Annotated in this window: 16 protein-coding genes and 1 pseudogene; 9 read left to right on the top strand and 8 right to left on the bottom strand. The window is 51.7% G+C overall.

The genetic code is table 11. The features are described from left to right. The first annotated feature begins 71 nt into the window (after nucleotides 1-71). From MCACP_RS11125 to MCACP_RS11115, 3 genes are all read left to right on the top strand, one after another. Complete coding sequence (locus MCACP_RS11125; protein WP_406676822.1) at nucleotides 72-1,217, top strand: uroporphyrinogen decarboxylase family protein; 1,146 nt, start codon at nucleotides 72-74, stop codon at nucleotides 1,215-1,217. 79 nt (nucleotides 1,218-1,296) lie between these two features. Beyond that, on the top strand, nucleotides 1,297-2,223 hold the full coding sequence (locus MCACP_RS11120; RefSeq protein WP_406676821.1) for a hypothetical protein: 927 nt from the start codon (nucleotides 1,297-1,299) through the stop codon (nucleotides 2,221-2,223). Nucleotides 2,224-2,335: 112 nt separating this feature from the next. Continuing rightward, on the top strand, nucleotides 2,336-2,644 hold the full coding sequence (locus MCACP_RS11115) for a PIG-L deacetylase family protein (protein ID WP_406676820.1): 309 nt from the start codon (nucleotides 2,336-2,338) through the stop codon (nucleotides 2,642-2,644). Nucleotides 2,645-2,691: 47 nt separating this feature from the next. On the opposite strand, the gene tnpC is transcribed toward MCACP_RS11115, so the two are convergent. The 3 genes from tnpC to tnpA all read right to left on the bottom strand — a co-directional run bounded on the left by tnpC (nucleotide 2,692) and on the right by tnpA (nucleotide 5,023). After that, nucleotides 2,692-4,266, bottom strand: coding sequence for an IS66 family transposase (tnpC, locus tag MCACP_RS11110; protein ID WP_406676602.1), 1,575 nt, complete (start codon nucleotides 4,264-4,266; stop codon nucleotides 2,692-2,694). Nucleotides 4,267-4,346: 80 nt separating this feature from the next. After that, nucleotides 4,347-4,703, bottom strand: coding sequence for an IS66 family insertion sequence element accessory protein TnpB (gene tnpB / locus MCACP_RS11105; RefSeq protein WP_406676603.1), 357 nt, complete (start codon nucleotides 4,701-4,703; stop codon nucleotides 4,347-4,349). Next, on the bottom strand, nucleotides 4,697-5,023 hold the full coding sequence (gene tnpA, locus MCACP_RS11100; RefSeq protein ID WP_406676604.1) for an IS66 family insertion sequence element accessory protein TnpA: 327 nt from the start codon (nucleotides 5,021-5,023) through the stop codon (nucleotides 4,697-4,699). The genes tnpB and tnpA overlap by 7 nt, the downstream gene beginning before the upstream one ends. 92 nt (nucleotides 5,024-5,115) lie before the next feature. Here tnpA and MCACP_RS11095 point away from each other — a divergent pair, with 92 nt between their 5' ends. Then, entirely contained in the window at nucleotides 5,116-5,676 is a 561-nt protein-coding gene (locus MCACP_RS11095) for a hypothetical protein (protein WP_406676819.1), read from the top strand. A 299-nt stretch (nucleotides 5,677-5,975) separates the two neighbouring features. On the opposite strand, the pseudogene MCACP_RS11090 reads toward MCACP_RS11095, so the two are convergent. Further along, a pseudogene (locus tag MCACP_RS11090) lies at nucleotides 5,976-6,311 on the bottom strand (transposase domain-containing protein); the annotation flags it as partial. Between the two features lie 44 nt (nucleotides 6,312-6,355). Here MCACP_RS11090 and MCACP_RS11085 point away from each other — a divergent pair. Continuing rightward, complete coding sequence (locus MCACP_RS11085; protein WP_406678743.1) at nucleotides 6,356-6,718, top strand: ATP-binding protein; 363 nt, start codon at nucleotides 6,356-6,358, stop codon at nucleotides 6,716-6,718. A 327-nt stretch (nucleotides 6,719-7,045) separates the two neighbouring features. Here the strand turns inward: MCACP_RS11085 and MCACP_RS11080 are convergent, their stop codons facing one another. From MCACP_RS11080 to MCACP_RS11070, 3 genes are all read right to left on the bottom strand, one after another. Then, nucleotides 7,046-7,222: a hypothetical protein gene (locus MCACP_RS11080; RefSeq protein ID WP_406676818.1), complete on the bottom strand. Its 177-nt coding sequence runs from the start codon at nucleotides 7,220-7,222 to the stop codon at nucleotides 7,046-7,048. Continuing rightward, nucleotides 7,212-7,634 (bottom strand): type VII toxin-antitoxin system MntA family adenylyltransferase antitoxin, encoded by a 423-nt coding sequence (mntA, locus tag MCACP_RS11075; RefSeq protein WP_062284302.1) that lies wholly within the window; start codon nucleotides 7,632-7,634, stop codon nucleotides 7,212-7,214. The genes MCACP_RS11080 and mntA overlap by 11 nt, the downstream gene beginning before the upstream one ends. Nucleotides 7,635-7,740: 106 nt before the next feature. Beyond that, entirely contained in the window at nucleotides 7,741-8,088 is a 348-nt protein-coding gene (locus tag MCACP_RS11070; protein ID WP_273177680.1) for a cupin domain-containing protein, read from the bottom strand. A 204-nt stretch (nucleotides 8,089-8,292) separates the two neighbouring features. Between MCACP_RS11070 and MCACP_RS11065 the strand changes: the two genes are divergently transcribed. Beyond that, nucleotides 8,293-9,516 carry a DUF438 domain-containing protein gene (locus MCACP_RS11065; protein WP_406676817.1) on the top strand — a complete coding sequence of 408 codons (1,224 nt, stop codon included), beginning with the start codon at nucleotides 8,293-8,295 and terminating at the stop codon, nucleotides 9,514-9,516. Between the two features lie 120 nt (nucleotides 9,517-9,636). Here the strand turns inward: MCACP_RS11065 and MCACP_RS11060 are convergent, their stop codons facing one another. Next, nucleotides 9,637-10,215: a hypothetical protein gene (locus tag MCACP_RS11060; protein WP_406676816.1), complete on the bottom strand. Its 579-nt coding sequence runs from the start codon at nucleotides 10,213-10,215 to the stop codon at nucleotides 9,637-9,639. Between the two features lie 117 nt (nucleotides 10,216-10,332). Here MCACP_RS11060 and pcrA point away from each other — a divergent pair, with 117 nt between their 5' ends. The 3 genes from pcrA to gatC all read left to right on the top strand — a co-directional run bounded on the left by pcrA (nucleotide 10,333) and on the right by gatC (nucleotide 14,968). Continuing rightward, on the top strand, nucleotides 10,333-12,519 hold the full coding sequence (gene pcrA, locus MCACP_RS11055; RefSeq protein WP_406676815.1) for a DNA helicase PcrA: 2,187 nt from the start codon (nucleotides 10,333-10,335) through the stop codon (nucleotides 12,517-12,519). Nucleotides 12,520-12,565: 46 nt separating this feature from the next. Next, nucleotides 12,566-14,605 (top strand): NAD-dependent DNA ligase LigA, encoded by a 2,040-nt coding sequence (gene ligA, locus MCACP_RS11050; RefSeq protein WP_406676814.1) that lies wholly within the window; start codon nucleotides 12,566-12,568, stop codon nucleotides 14,603-14,605. A gap of 78 nt (nucleotides 14,606-14,683) precedes the next feature. Continuing rightward, nucleotides 14,684-14,968 carry an Asp-tRNA(Asn)/Glu-tRNA(Gln) amidotransferase subunit GatC gene (gatC, locus tag MCACP_RS11045; protein ID WP_406676813.1) on the top strand — a complete coding sequence of 95 codons (285 nt, stop codon included), beginning with the start codon at nucleotides 14,684-14,686 and terminating at the stop codon, nucleotides 14,966-14,968. Nucleotides 14,969-14,981 lie beyond the last annotated feature (13 nt).

Genomic DNA, 14,981 nt, shown 5'->3' with positions numbered 1-14,981 from the left:
AATTTGGTACTGCCGCATTATACCGTTGATGTATGGCGGCAGTACCTGTTCCCTATGGGAGGTATAACAAAATGAATTCAAGAGAACGTTTAGTTAAGGCCCTCAACCATGAAGAGCCAGACCGGGTGCCTTTTGATTTAGGGGCTTCATTGATAACTGGCATTCATAAAATAGCCTATCAAAATGTTCTTGAGCACATGGGAATGAGAGAAGAAGAGATTCCTATTTTTGATGTCGTACAACAATTGGCGGCCCCTAGCGAACGTTTTCTGCAAAAAATTAACGTTGATACCCGCAACCTGTCACCGAAAAGCTCCTCTAAATGGCAGCTGCACTTTGAGGAAGACGATCATTATCGCTACTTTACCGATGAATGGGGTATTGTATGGCGAATGCCTCTTGGCCATGGATTATATTTTGATATGTATAAGAATCCCCTGGCGGATGTCGAAGATGTCAGGGATATAGACAATTATACTTTCCCTGACCCTGATGACGAAAATCGCTATCTTGGATTGCGGGAGCGGGCATTGAAACTTTATGAGCAAGGTTATGCTATTGTAATGTCGAGTATCTCAGCCGGGATAATGGAATTGGGTGCCTGGTTAAGGGGCTTTGAAAACTTTTATATGGACCTGGTGCTCCGGCCTGAATTAATAAGCAAGATACTCGATAAAGCGTTAGAAATAAAAATGAGATACTGGTCGCGGGTTTTGGAGGAGGTGGGAGACTTAATCCAGGTTGTTCAAGAGGCCGACGATCTAGGTACTCAGAATAGCTTGCTTATTTCTCCTGAAATGTACCGTAAGTTTATTAAACCACGCCACAAAGAGTTATTTGGGTTTATTCATAGTAAGACCAAGGCGGCAGTTTTCATACATTGTTGCGGAGCCATTTACGAATTAATTCCTGATCTTATTGAAGTAGGGGTAGACATTTTAAACCCGGTTCAATTTACAGCTAAAAATATGGAGGCATCAAAATTAAAGCGAGAGTTTGGTAATGATATAGTCTTTTGGGGAGGAGGAGTAGATACGCAGAACATCTTACCTCATGGTACTCCCCAACAGGTAAAGGATTCGGTGAGAAGGCAAATTGAAATTCTCGCTCCCGGAGGAGGGTTCGTATTTAATACCGTCCATAATATTCAACCGGACGTGCCACCAGAAAATTTTATTGCCATGCTTGAGGCATTAGAAGAATATGGTAAATATTAAATTATGGGCCAACGTTAGGATATAACGTTGGCCCATAAAAATGACTATATGGTATAACCAATCAGGAGGGCCTTAATATATGGTTAGTATTAATGTTAAAGAAATAAAGCATAACATATACGGCAAGTGTCTTGAGCTTACCAACGGTATCGTAGATCTTATAATTACTATTGATACTGGCCCTCGTGTGGTCCGTTATGGTTTTATCGGTAGAGAAAATGAGTTTTGCGAGGAAGCGCCTATAACTCTGCCCGTAGGAAAAGAGGAATGGCGACTTATGGGCGGCCATCGTCTGTGGCACAGCCCGGAAGTTTACCCGCGCAGTTACTACCCCGATAATGAGCCTGTGGAGTGCTCAGAGGTAGAAGGTGGTGTTAAGGTTTCACAAAAGGTAGAGCCATGGGTACAGATTAAGAAAGAGATGGAAATTTTCCTGGTGGAATCTTCAAGCAAGGTAAAGATTGCCCATCATCTTACCAACAAAAACGCTTGGCCAGTTGAACTGGCGGCCTGGGCGCTGACGGTGATGGCTCCCGGTGGCTTAGAAATTGTACCCCAGCCGCGGCAGTATACGGGTCTCTTACCCAATCGCGTCATAGCTCTCTGGCCTTATTCCAGAATGAACGATCCGCGGGTTTACTGGGGCGAAAGATATATTTTGCTGAAGCAAGACCCTGAGATAAGTAATCCTTTTAAGTTTGGTATTGCCAATCAAGATGGCTGGGCTGCTTATTTAAACCATGGAAACTTGTTTATAAAGCGTTTCAACCACCAGGTTGATGCTAAATATCCTGATTATAGCGTTTCATACGAAACCTACATAAATAACTATATATTGGAAATGGAAAGTTTATCACCTTTGACTCTTTTAGAGCCAGAGGCTACTGTAAGCCATGTTGAAGAGTGGGAATTAATCGAAGATGTAGCTAAAAATTATAAGAATGAAATCGAAGTAAAAGATGAAGACATACTTGAAGAAATAATAAAGAAGAGTATATGCTGCTGATGTATTGATGAGAGTAAAGCATGTAAGGCGGTAGGGGTAAGGTTAGCACGTAAGGTATAATTCGCGGCATATTCTACTCGATAACATTTTATAGAACAGGAGGTAAAGACAAATGGATTTTTCCTACTATGATTTCAGGAAACGCATAAAATCCCAGAATATTGAGGTCCTTTTTCCAGGATGGGAGGCCGGCAAAGAAAAGGTTGTAGTCTTTTCCCCGCATGATGATGATGCAATTCTTGGGGCGGGATACCTTCTCCAATCTGTTGTGGTAAACGGCGGAGAACCTTTTGTTCTTATTTTCTGTAATGGGAACGCCGGATACAGCAACCCTGAGGAACGGGAGGTAATCGTTGAAAAGAGAAAAGAGGAAACTAAGGCCGCCTATGCAATTCTTGGATTGAGTGACGAAAATGTGTAAGCGTAAAATAGCCCCCACCTATCACCGAGGTGGGGGCAAAAACAAGCTTAACTATGCATACGGCAAACAGGAGGCAAAGTTTCCGACCAAGGCAGGAGTTGATCCAGGGCATCTTTATCCTGGAGGTCCAGGTTGGGTAATTTTTCAAAGAGGTAAATAAGGTACTGGAAGGGATTTAACTCGTTTTCTTTTGCCGTTTCTATGATGCTATAGGTAATGGCGCTGGCTTTGGCACCCCGCGGGGTGTTGGCAAACAACCAGTTCTTGCGGCCGATGACGAAGGGCTTGATGGAACGTTCACTCCGGTTGTTATCGAGTTCCAAGCGCCCGTCTTGTAAAAAAGCGGTTAGTTTATCCCATTGGCTAAGACAATAGTAAATCGCCTGCCCAAAGGAGCTTTTGGGCAGCACCTGCGCTTTCTGTTTTTTTAGCCACGCCAAAAAGGCGTCCAGCATGGGCCGGCTGCGCACCTGGCGGATTTGATATCGTTCCTCTGGTGGAACTTCTTTCAGGTCACGCTCTATGGCAAAAAGCTGGTTGCAGTACTCCAGCCCCTCCCTGGCAGCCACGGCTGCCGAACGTTTCGCCTCCGGCAGGGCCTTGAGCGCCTCATCGAACTTGCGCCGGGCATGGGCCCAGCAGCCGACCAGGGTGACATCTGGAAGTTCATTGTAGCCGGCATAGCCGTCAACGTGCAAATAACCCTTAAAACCTGACAGGAAGCGGCGGGGGTGTTTGCCGGCCCGGGTGGTCTGGTAGTCGTAAAGGATGATGGGGGGTCCGTCCCGCCCGGTACGGTAAAGCCAAAGATATGATTTGGTGGTAGCTTCCCTCCCGGGTTCCTGCAGCACCTGTAAGGTGGTCTCGTCGGCATGGAGGATATCTCTTTTAAGCAGGTATTCATGGAGGCGGTCATAAATATGGGTTAGCCAGGTGTTGGCTCCATGGAGCACCCAGTTGGCCATTGTCTGCCGGGAAAGGTCTATCCCCAAACCTTTAAACTGCTGCTCCTGGCGGTAGAGGGGTAGGCCTGCCCCGTATTTCTGGGTCATGATGTAGGCCAGGAGGGAGGGAGATAGGGGGCTGCCGGGAAGTACAGGAGCAGGCATGGGTGCCGTGATAACGGGAGTACTTATCTCCTCCTTCTCGCAGCGGCGGCAGGAATAGACGTAGCGCACATGTTTGACCACTTTCACCTGGGCGGGGATTACTTTGAGTTCCTGCCGCACCTCGGTGCTCATTTCATGCAAAGGGCCGCCGCAACACGGGCAGACCCGCTCTTCTTCCGGCAGGCGGTGCTCTATTACTTCTACCGGCAGTTCTTCCAGGTTCATATCCCGGCGGCTGTGTTTTTTGCGGCGCTGGTAGGTGATGGTTTCCAAATCCGGCTCAGGTGCCTCCGGCCGGGCTTCCGCTTCCGCTTCGTTAAAAAGTAAAAGCTGCTCTTCTAAAGGCTTGGTCCGTTCGCTGGAAACACCGAATTGCCGCTTCTTGCTTAAACGAAACTGCTCCATAAACCAGTTTAGCTTGGCGGTTAGTTCGGCATTCTCCCGTTCCAGCTGAACACAGCGCTCTTGCAGCTCTTCTATAGTCATGGCAGCGATAGATTGAGAAGTGTTCATGCATTAATGATTCGACGAATCGCTTCGAATTCCTCTAGAATCAACCATAAACAGAAAATATTTCTTTCTGGTACTTTATATTACAAGATGGTGCGCGCTTTTACCTCGGGATGGGCTTGGGGCTGTTTTAAGGGGAGGCCGTCAAGCAGCCAGCGCAGCTCCCGACGGCTTATGGTGATGGTTGCCGAAGTGGTATCTTGAGGCCATAGGAATTTGCCCTTCTCCAGCCGGCGGTAATAAAGCCAGAAACCGTTGTGCTCCCAGTGGAGGATCTTTAGTTTATCCCTATTGCGGTTACAGAAAACGAAAAGGCAAGAAGAGAAGGGGTCCAGTTCAAACCCTTCCTTGACCAGCACCGCCAGGCCGTCAATGGACTTGCGCAGATCCGTTGCACCGCAGGCGAGATAAACCCGGTCGATGCCTGTTTCGTTTAGCATAAAGCCACCAGCGCCTTAACCACCTGAGAAAGCAAGGCGGGATCAAAGCCGGGCTTTACTTCGATGCTGACCGGTCCTACATTAACCAGTAAAGCGTGGCCCTGTTCTATAGAAGCCTGCTCGGTTATTTTTACCGGCAACCACCGGTTTGAGTTTCCCGGGGAAACCGCATCCTGGTTTTTATACTTCCGCAGCCAGTACCATAATTGCTTGGGGTTAACGTCCTCATGGGAGGAGCACCATTCTTTTACGCTCTGCCCACTCTTCTTGTATTCAGCTATCCGGGTTTCCCATAGTGCTTGCCGTTCGGCTTTGGTCATAAAAAATCCCCCTCCATTGATGTTCTTGAGGGAGATTATCCTATAAATGTTGCTTTGGTGCTAGGTGGGTTGGGTTTGACGCTTACGAAAATGTGATAAGGCTTGACTATCCTGATTTTAGCATATCACCCTACATGGGCTGGCTCTTACCGTGGGGGGGAGAAGGGACTTTCGCGCAGACGCTAAAGTATCTTAGAAGAATTCAAGCAACAAGACTTGTAATTCCCAACAGGTACCGGGAACATATTGATCACGAAGTAGTCGGCAGAATAGGAGCCTTTGATGGCCCTCAGGTTGGGGATGAAGTTATTGTTGATTGGGGGAGGCCTTCACCTATTCGCTCTTTTCTTGAATATGCTGTTTGGAGTGACTTTTCACCAGAGGATGCACTAATTTCGGGAGCAAATACCCTCATGAGAGCTAACAGGGCAATAAAAGCACCTAATGCCGCGGAAGATGTGGTCATTCGAGCATTGAACAAATTCATCTCCCAGAAGCGGATTATTACCAGGCTACTTGAGGCAAGAAGTGCAAGGCAATATGGTGAAGGTTTCATTGAACTATATATAGACTTTGATCCCAGGCCTGCATTAAATTACGAGCCATATAAGAATCTCATATCACAAATCGAGAGAGCCACTAGCGTTGCATAAAAATCTTTAACCTATTGCAAAGCACTATGAGGTAGTTGATTGATGTAATATATCACATTAATGGTATATACAACCATAGTAGGGGTAGTAATCCCCATTCACATATTACTAGTATTAAACAGCTTAGAGAACTAAAGGGTCATAAGTTACGTCGTTCAGATAATCAGCTTCACCAACCAGTACCTCCCTTACTATTTTCCGATAGACACCTTTATGGTCCATCCGCGACTTGAGTAATGAGAACATAGGTAAGCGTAAAATAACCCCCATCTATCTCCGAGGTGGGGACTAAAACAAGCTTAATTATTCTTCCGGCAAATAGGAGGCAAAGTTTCCGACCACGGCAGGAGTTGAGCCAGGGCATTTTTGTGGCTAACCTGGAGGTCTAGGTTAGGAAGTTTTTCAAAGAGGTGAATGAGATAGTGGAAGGGATTTTAACCTATTTTCTTTGACCGTTTCTGTGATGCTTTAGGTAATGGCGCTGGCTTTAGCACCCGTGGAGTATTGGAAAACAACTGAAGGAGCGTTCGCTGCGGTTGTTGTAGAGTTCCAGACGCCCGTCTTGCTAGAAATGCTACGAGTTTATCCCACTGACCCAGGCAATAGTAAATGGCCTGGCCAAAGGAACTTTTGGGCCGAAAGAACTCTCCTGGGTTAACCTGTTAATCGTAGACGAGCTATCTCTTATATCTCCCTTCCCCGTCAGGGGGCAGAATTTCTCTTTCAAGTTATCTCTGAAAGAAATGAGTGTGACAGTGTAATAATTAACACTAACCTTGACTTCTATAAATGGGAGGAAATCTTCGGCGACCGCATATTGGCGGCAGCCCTGGTAGACCGGGTTACCTTTAAGTCCCACATCTTGAATATGAACGCCGAATCCTATAGCCTGAAACAGCGCCATAAAGCTATGTTCGTTGTTTGCCTTCCCTGCTCCTTCCCTGGGGAAGGGGCAGGGAGCATCCTTTATTCTCAGCGTTTCCACCTAGAGTGGATCACTTTTAATTTATCACAAGTGACTCATATATTTACTTTGCCATAGTAAGATCACTTTTGTATTGACAAACGCATCGGGACTCAAGGCCTTTATTACTCTCTCCATTTTTCGAAGACGTATTATCAGCTCTCCAGGTTTGGATTTTGGTCCAGCAAAAATATGCTGGCGATTACATTGGCAGCTTTGACGACTGGGAAATATCGCTTAACCAGCCTGCATTGGATAACATTTTATAAGTTCTAGCTACGAGGGGTAATGGAACATAGAGAGATGAAGGGACTATTCTTTTTGGCAACGCTAATGCCTTGGAACTATAGAATAGGGCGGTAAACAGGCGCTCCTATCGCTGGGTTCCGATAAGGTTCGGGTTTGTTAGCGCCTCTCCAGGTAATTCACAATATGTTGACAGAACAGCGTAAAGTCCCCCAGGCGGTTTTGCAGGTCATCTTGCAGGAATTGTTCCCGTGGCATGCGTGCCAGGAGCTGCAACCTTCTTATAGCGCTATGAATAATATCCAGCCTTGCGGCTATTAGTTCCTCATTGAACAAGGGATGAAGCCTCCCTTATTGCTTCATATAATTCCCGCCTGCCCTGGTGTAGATGGTAATTATAGTCAAGATATAAACCGGAAATAACGTATTCAAAGTCTGTCCGGCGCTCCTCATCAGTACAATAAATAACCTCGCCGGTATTAATCACTTCAAAAGCTATAGGCACGGGCGCGCAATTTAAAAAGAGCAGATCCACTTCAAGAGGCGAAAAAATTTCTCCCAGCTTTGAATAAAGATGCATATAGTAGTATGTTATCCTACTTTCCGTTGTTTTGAGAAGAATTGCCAGGTCCACATCCCGCGCCCGCTCAGGCTCGTTTAAATATGAGCCAAATAAATATACGGCAACGACATCCGGTAAAGAGGCAAATATAGGTTTAAGCGTTGATAAAAATTTTTTCTCCTGCATCTTTACTCCGACCCGCATAGATAGTAAGGTATATGAGGATTATACCACGGCGAGCCGCCATAATGACCCTGGGGGTCATTATGGCGGAATTTTTTACATGGTTCTCTCAGGACCGGATCATGGTCAGGACCATCTTGAAATTTGTTAGCGCCCGCAGGGCGTGGGGCTGGTTGGCGGGCATGATTACGGCCTCCCCCGTCTTTACATGGAGAGGCTTGCCGGCGATGGTAATTTCCACTTCCCCGTCCAGTACGTGCACCAGGGCGTCGTAGGGCGCCGTGTGCTCGCTCAGGCCCTGGCCGGCAGCGAAGGCGAAGAGGGTTACCGTACCTGTCTTTTTATCAATAATCGTCCGGCTGACGATAGAGCCCTCCTGGTAACCGACCAGCTCGCTTAAAACGGCCGCCCGGGCTTCTAGGGGCCTGCTGTCAGCCTGTTTCTTATCCGGCTCCATTTCCTTCACCTCTACTTTGTTGTGAGATTTTTACTGGTTTATTATACCACCGGGAAGGAAGGAATAAAATAACAAAATAGTGCCAACAGTGCCCGGCGCCGGCCCTGGCGTGCAAGTAAAGAGGTTTTTTTGAGTGCAAAGATGCATAACCCGGACTTTGGCCAGGGAAACATTTTAGTAAATAAGCGAAAAGGAGAAATGGTCGTGAGTGAACTGCTGGATGCCCGGGAAGAGCGCCAGGAAATTTTAAAGGGGATTATCCGGGATTTACATGCCGGTAAGGACCTGGAAGAGCTGAAACAACGCTTTGCTAGGCTGATTCGTAACGTCAGCCCGGGTGAAATCGCGGCTATGGAAAGCCGGCTTATTGCCGAGGGCATGCCGGAAGAGGAGATCAAGCGCTTATGCGATGTTCACGTCGCCCTGTTTAAAGAATCCCTGGCCGAACAGCAGGTTGAACCCACCCCGCCCGGCCACCCCGTCCACACCTTCCGCCTGGAGAACGAAGCCATACGCGGCGTGGTGGAGGCCCTGAAGAAGCTCCTGGGGGAAATTAAGGCGGCAGATAAGGAAGGCCGGGAAGTTTTCCGGCGGCGGAAGGAAGAAATTAAAAAAGAGCTGGCCCGCCTGGCGGAAATCGACAAACATTACCTCCGCAAGGAGCACCAGCTGTTTCCGCTGCTGGAACGGCGGGGAGTATACGGCCCGCCCAAGGTCATGTGGCAGCTCCACGACGACATCCGGGCTATGTTGAAAAAGGTAACCCGTGCCGTGGATGAAGATGATCTGGCTACTGTTATCAACCAGGGAAACGAACTGCTCACGGCTATAGTGGAAATGATTAATAAGGAAGAAAGCATCCTCTTTCCCATGGCCATGGAAAAACTTACACCCTCCGACTGGGTGGAGGTACGCCGGGGTGAAGAGGAAATAGGCTACGCCCTGGTTTCTCCCGGGAACGAATGGCGGCCGCGCCAGGCGGCCGGGACCGCCCCGGATGCGCAGGAAAAAGAAGGCCCGGCAGGGGCAATCGAGTTAGCTACCGGCAGGTTGACCCCGGAACAGGTGAACCTCCTTTTAACCCATTTGCCTGTAGATATCACCTTTGTTGACGAGAATGACAACGTCCGCTATTATTCCGCCGGTAAGCACCGCATTTTTACCCGCAGCCCGGCTATCATCGGCCGTAAAGTGCAGAACTGCCACCCCCCGGCCAGCGTTCATGTGGTGGAGAAGATTCTGGCCGAATTCCGCGACGGTACCAGGAATGAGGCTGAATTCTGGCTCACCATGAACGGCCGCTTCATTCATATTCGTTATTTCGCCGTGCGCGACGCTGAGGGCCGCTACCGGGGCGTGGTGGAGGTCACCCAGGACGTGACGGACATCCGCGCCCTGGAAGGAGAAAAGCGCCTGCTGGACTGGTAGGCCGGAGGAGGACTATTTATATTAGAAGAGGCAAGGTATAATCTCACCAGATCCTAAGTCTGGCGACCAAAATATCACCGGCCCGCGTAGGGCCTTTTGTCAAAGGAGAAAGCTCTGGCTCTAGCCAGAGCTTTCTCCTTGCGGGGGCGGGGTGAGGCCCATTTTGAGGATCTGGGCCAGCATCCGGCCGGTAAATTGCTGGAATTCCGGGGTGCGGATGAGGTTCCACACTAATTGTAAGGATGAGGTCGGCAGCTGCATAGTTACGGGGCCGGTGGTAGCGGCGGCCGGGGACAGGCCCAGTTCCTTTTCCAGGGTGCCTTTGGCAATGTTAACAATATTACCGGCCGTCTCGATACCGGTATCGGCATACAGCAAGAAAGCCCGGATTTTTTCGATCCATACCCGCAACTCGTCCAGCACCTGATTAACGGTGCCGTTTAAAATAGCTTCCCGGAAGAGGGCCTGACTGTGGGCGGCCAGGGTCAGGGGCTGGTTATGGTCCTGGCCTGGTGTTGGGCAGGGCGGCTCTTCTTCTGCGGGTGCAGGAGTACTGCCTGCCAGCTGACTGGAGACGCTGGTATTTTTCTCGCCTTCCTGGTAATTATCTTCCAGGACGGTCAGGGCAGCCGCAATGCCTTTCTCTTGCTGGGGAGCCTTCAGGCGGATTATTTGCTTATCGGCGTCCCTTATAAACAATTTGTTCACCTCACATATACTTTATTCTCTGCTGCATTATATGCAACCCTTCCCTGGATGGAGAGAAAGAAAAGAACCACGTAGCAGGTTTTTTATCTATGGGGGCGAATATAAGTTATGTTTGGGAGTGTGAAGATCTTGGCAGACTTTATGGCTTTACTTAACAAGCCCCAGCAAGAAGCCGTAAAGCACCGCGGTGCGCCCCTCCTGGTGCTGGCCGGTGCCGGAAGCGGCAAAACCAGGGTTTTGACCTACCGGGTAGCCTCCCTCATTCAGGAAGGGGTGGCGCCGGAAAATATCCTGGCGGTGACCTTTACCAATAAAGCGGCCCAGGAAATGAAGGAACGCCTGGAGGGGCTGGTGGGTAACGCGGCCCGGCGCCTCCAGGTCAGCACCTTCCACTCGGCCTGTGTGCGCATTTTAAGGCGGGACGGGCACCTTTTGGGTTACCGGCCCAATTTCACCATTTACGACACCGACGACCAGCAGGCCGTCCTTCGCGAGGTTTTAAAGGAACTAAACCTGGATGAGAAAAAGTTCCCGCCCCGCTCGGTAGCCCATGTTATCAGCAATGCTAAAAACTCCTTGCAGACACCCGAACAATACCTGAGCTGGAGCGCTACTGTAAAAGAACAGCAGCAGGGCATTATCTACCGTCGCTACCAGGAGCGGCTTAAAGCCGCCAATGCCATGGATTTTGATGACCTTATCATGCAGACGGTAGCCCTGTGGCAGAATAACCCCCTGATTTTGCGTTACTACCAGCAGCGCTGGCAGCATATCCTGGTGGACGAGTACCAGGATACCAATCATGCCCAGTATGTCCTGGTGCGCCTGCTGGCCGGTAAAGGTGAAAACCTCTGCGTCGTCGGCGACCCGGACCAGGGCATTTACGGCTGGCGCGGGGCCGACATCGGCAATATCCTGGCCTTTGAAGAGGATTTTCCCAATGCCCGGGTAATCCTCCTGGAGGAGAATTACCGCTCCACCCAGCCCATCCTCAAGGCGGCCAATGCCGTTATCCAGCATAATGTGGGCCGCAAGGAAAAACGGCTCTGGACGCGGCGTCGGGAAGGGGAACTGCTGCACCTTTACAGCGCCAATGATGAACGCGATGAAGGTAATTATATTGCTGCTGAAATTTACCGCCGCCACACCCAGGAAAGCCGGCCCTTCAGCGATTTTGCCGTTCTCTACCGTACCCATGCCCAATCGCGGGCTTTGGAAGAGGCCTTCCTCCAGGCGGGTATTCCCTATGAAATCGTCGGCGGCTTGAAATTCTACCAGCGGAAAGAGATCAAGGACATCCTGGCCTACTTAAGGGTGATAGCCAACCCCGATGACGCCACGAGCCTCTTAAGGATTATCAATGTCCCGCGGCGGGGTATCGGCGAAACCTCCCTGGCCCGCCTGGAAGCCTTTGCTGCGAGCAGGGGTTTAAGCCTTTACCGGGCTTTACAGCAGTTGGAGAACATCCCCGGTATTCCCGCTAAAGGACGGCAGGCCCTCCAGGAAATGATAACCCTGCTGGATAACCTGCGCCAGCAGCAGGAAAACTTAACAATAACGGCTATGGTGACCGCCATTTTGCGGGAAACCGGTTACCAGGCCGAGTTAGAAGCGGAGAAAACGCCGGAAGCCCAGGCGCGGCTGGAAAACTTAAAGGAGTTCCTGACGGTCACCAGGAATTATGACCAGGGTAGTGAGAAAACTGAGCTCGCCGATTTCCTGGCCCAGGTGGCTCTGGTGGCCGAAAGCGATACCTACAGCGGCGGTAACGCCGTGGTCTTCATGACCATGCATACGGCCAAGGGCCTGGAGTTCCCGGTGGTCTTCCTGGCGGGCCTGGAGGAAGGGGTTTTCCCCCACTTTCGCTCCCTGGAGGACCCGGAGGAAATGGAGGAAGAACGCCGTCTCTGCTATGTGGGTATGACTAGGGCGAAAGAAGTCCTCTACCTGACCCATGCCTGGACCCGCAACCTTTACGGCAGTACCATGAGCAACCCTCCTTCCCGTTTCCTGGCGGAAATACCGCCTGATTTAATTGCCAGGGATGGACAGGCCGGGCCGGCAAGTCCCGGTGGTGGTATGACCGGCAGCCAGCAGAGCCGGCACGGGAGCGGGACGGCTCCCCGGGTCCAGTATGACTGGCAACTGGGGGATAAAGTCCAGCATAATAGTTTTGGCCTCGGCGTTGTTGTAAAAATCAGTGGCGAAGGCGAGGATACAGTTATCAGCGTAGCCTTCCCCGAAAAGGGTATCAAGCACCTCATGGTCCGCTACGCTCCCGTTAGAAAGGTGTAGAGGCATAAATATCAATCTGGCGATTTTCGTATAAAGGGGAGATTGTATGGATCTGGCTGAGGCCCGGCAGAGGGTAGAAGAACTGCGGCGCCTGATCGAAGAACATAATTACCGCTACTACGTCCTCGACCAGCCGGTGATCAGCGACCGGGAATACGACGCCCTGATGCAGGAATTGATAGCCCTGGAAGAAACCTACCCGGAACTCCTGACAGCGGATTCTCCCAGCCAGCGGGTAGGCGGAGCGCCCCGGGAAGAATTCAACCCCGTCCGGCATCCGGAAGTTTTATTGAGTTTAAATGACGCCTTCGATGAGGGCGATTTGCTGGATTTCGACCGCCGGGTGCGGGAAATAACCGGCGGCGAGGTGTCCTACCTGATCGAGCCTAAAATAGACGGCCTGACGGTGGCCCTCACCTATATTGACGGGGTTTTTAGCCTGGGGGCCACCCGGGGCGACGGCCAGGTGGGAGAAGAAGTGACGGCGAATCTACGGACCATCCCGTTGCTCCCCCTGCGCTTGCGGCAACCCCTGCCCCACCTGGTAGTGCGGGGGGAAGTCTACATGCCCAAGGCGGCCTTTGCCCGCCTGAACGCCGAACGGGAGGAGGCCGGGGAGCCCCTCTTCGCCAATCCCCGCAATGCCGCGGCCGGCTCTCTGCGCCAGCTGGATCCCAAAGTGACGGCCAGCCGCAATTTAAGCCTTTTTGTCTACCAGGTAATCAAAGTCACCGGAGCACAAGTTACTACCCAGGCCGCCGCCCTGGACTTCCTGGCCGAACTGGGTTTACCCGTCAACCCTTACCGCTTCCTGGCCCGGGACATCCAGGCTGTGCTGGCAGAAGTAAAGGCCTGGACACCGGAGCGCCGCGCTGCCTTACCCTATGAAATCGACGGCCTGGTGATCAAGGTTAACGACCTGGCCCTGCATCCCGTCCTGGGCGCGACGGCCAAAGCGCCGCGCTGGGCCGTGGCCTATAAATTCCCGGCCGAGCAGGCAACGACCCGGGTGGAAGGGATTATCCTCCGGGTAGGGCGCACGGGCGTCCTGACACCAACAGCTATTTTAACGCCGGTGCGCCTGGCCGGAACTACCGTCAGCCGGGCTACCTTGCATAATGAAGACTACATCCGGCAAAAGGACATCCGCATCGGCGATACGGTAGTTATCCAGAAGGCCGGCGACATCATCCCGGAAGTGGTGGAGGTCCTGCCCGAACATCGTACCGGAGCGGAAGAGGTTTTTACCATGCCGGAGAAGTGCCCGGCCTGCGGCGCGGCAGTAGTCCGCCCGCCGGGAGAAGCGGCCCACCGCTGCACCGGGGGTTTAGCCTGCCCGGCCCAGGTCCTGGAAGGGATCATCCACTTTGCCTCCCGGGGAGCCATGGACATCCAGGGCCTGGGGCCGGCCATCATTTCCCAGCTCCTGGAGGCCGGCCTCATTCGTGATGCGGCCGACCTCTACTACCTGCAAAAGGAAGACCTGTTAAAGCTGGAGCGCTTTGGCGAGCAGTCGGCCAGCAACCTCATTGCGGCCATTGCCGCAGCCAAGGACAGGCCCCTGGAACGCCTGCTTTTCGGTCTCGGCATTCGCCATGTGGGCGAGCGGGCGGCGCGGACCCTGGCCGGCCACTTCGGCTCCCTGGAGAAGCTAATCGCGGCCTCAGAGGAGGAATTGACCTCCCTGCCCGATATAGGCCCCCGTATTGCTGAGAGTATCCGGGAATTTTTTGCCGAACCGAGAAATCTGGCCGTCCTGGAGAAGCTGAAAAAAGCCGGGGTACGAATGGAAGCTGAAAGAGCGGCCGCTCCGGCCGGGCCTTTAAGCGGCAAGACCTTTGTCATCACCGGCACCCTGCCGGGCCTTACCCGCAAGGAAGCAGAAGAGCTCATTACCCGCGCCGGGGGCAAGGTTGTAAGCAGCGTGAGCAAAAAGACCGATTACCTGGTGGCCGGCGAAAAGCCGGGATCCAAGTACACCCGCGCCCGGGAACTGGGGGTGCCGGTGATAGATGCGGACGGTTTAAAACGATTGCTGGAAGGAAAACGAGCCTGGCGGCGAGAAGATCTATATGACCGGGCTTAACCAGGCGAGGATTGCCCTTAGTCACCCCTTCTGTTATAATTAGGCAGAAAGTATACCTTAAAAAGGTGGTTATTATATATGCCTATCACGACAGCGGAGGTAGAACACGTCGCCCTGCTGGCCCGCCTGAAGCTGTCTCCTGAGGAAAAGGCGGCCTACACCGAGCAGCTAAATGCCATCCTGGAATATATGGACAAATTGAACGCCCTGGACACGGAAAATGTGGAGCCTACAGCCCACGTGTTGCCCTTGCGCAATGTATTCCGCGATGACGTAGCGCGACCCGGGCTACCCCGGGAAAAGGCCCTGGCCGGGGCACCGGCAGCCAGTGAAGGGCAGTTTAAAGTGCCGCGGGTAGTTTAGACCGGGAGGTGTG

The organism is Neomoorella carbonis, assembly GCF_045278715.1.
In the GTDB taxonomy this organism is placed as follows: Bacteria; Bacillota; DSM-521; order Neomoorellales; family Neomoorellaceae; genus Neomoorella; species Neomoorella carbonis.
This window is presented reverse-complemented; position numbering and strand designations above follow the sequence as displayed.

Coding starts and splice junctions, on each gene's coding strand:
- MCACP_RS11125 (WP_406676822.1), top strand. CDS start 72: ATGAATTCAAGAGAACGTTTAGTTAAGGCCCTCAACCATGAAGAGCCA.
- MCACP_RS11120 (WP_406676821.1), top strand. CDS start 1,297: ATGGTTAGTATTAATGTTAAAGAAATAAAGCATAACATATACGGCAAG.
- MCACP_RS11115 (WP_406676820.1), top strand. CDS start 2,336: ATGGATTTTTCCTACTATGATTTCAGGAAACGCATAAAATCCCAGAAT.
- tnpC (WP_406676602.1), bottom strand. CDS start 4,266: ATGAACACTTCTCAATCTATCGCTGCCATGACTATAGAAGAGCTGCAA.
- tnpB (WP_406676603.1), bottom strand. CDS start 4,703: ATGCTAAACGAAACAGGCATCGACCGGGTTTATCTCGCCTGCGGTGCA.
- tnpA (WP_406676604.1), bottom strand. CDS start 5,023: ATGACCAAAGCCGAACGGCAAGCACTATGGGAAACCCGGATAGCTGAA.
- mntA (WP_062284302.1), bottom strand. CDS start 7,634: ATGCAGGAGAAAAAATTTTTATCAACGCTTAAACCTATATTTGCCTCT.
- MCACP_RS11070 (WP_273177680.1), bottom strand. CDS start 8,088: ATGGAGCCGGATAAGAAACAGGCTGACAGCAGGCCCCTAGAAGCCCGG.
- pcrA (WP_406676815.1), top strand. CDS start 10,333: ATGTTTGGGAGTGTGAAGATCTTGGCAGACTTTATGGCTTTACTTAAC.
- ligA (WP_406676814.1), top strand. CDS start 12,566: ATGGATCTGGCTGAGGCCCGGCAGAGGGTAGAAGAACTGCGGCGCCTG.
- gatC (WP_406676813.1), top strand. CDS start 14,684: ATGCCTATCACGACAGCGGAGGTAGAACACGTCGCCCTGCTGGCCCGC.